Consider the following 276-nt stretch of genomic DNA (forward strand, 5'->3'; position numbering starts at 1 on the left):
GTTGTAGAGGCCACCGTTGACGGTCACGTCTTTGCTCACCTTGTAGTAAGCGGTCAGGTCGAGGATGCCGAAGCCCGGGGTTTTGAACGGGCCATCGGTGCCGCCGTCAGGCGCGTGGAAGGTCGTGCTGTCGACGCGGTCCTGTTTCTTCACCACGGTCCAGCTCAGCAGGCCACCGTAGTTGTCCTGGTCGTAGCCCAGGCCAAACACGCCTTTGAGCGGGTTGACGCTGTTCAGCGGTTCGCCATTGTCGTCGTTGCGACCGTAGGTGTAGGC

Annotated in this window: 1 protein-coding gene; it reads right to left on the reverse strand. The window is 61.6% G+C overall.

All coding sequences use genetic code 11. The annotated features are described in order from the left end of the window. The coding region (locus AAEY75_RS14930; RefSeq protein ID WP_352260014.1) for a TonB-dependent receptor domain-containing protein at positions 1-276 on the reverse strand (276 nt) is incomplete at both ends.

It is taken from the genome of Psychrobacter sp. TB55-MNA-CIBAN-0194, assembly GCF_040309505.1.
Taxonomy (GTDB): domain Bacteria; phylum Pseudomonadota; class Gammaproteobacteria; order Pseudomonadales; family Moraxellaceae; genus Psychrobacter; species Psychrobacter fozii.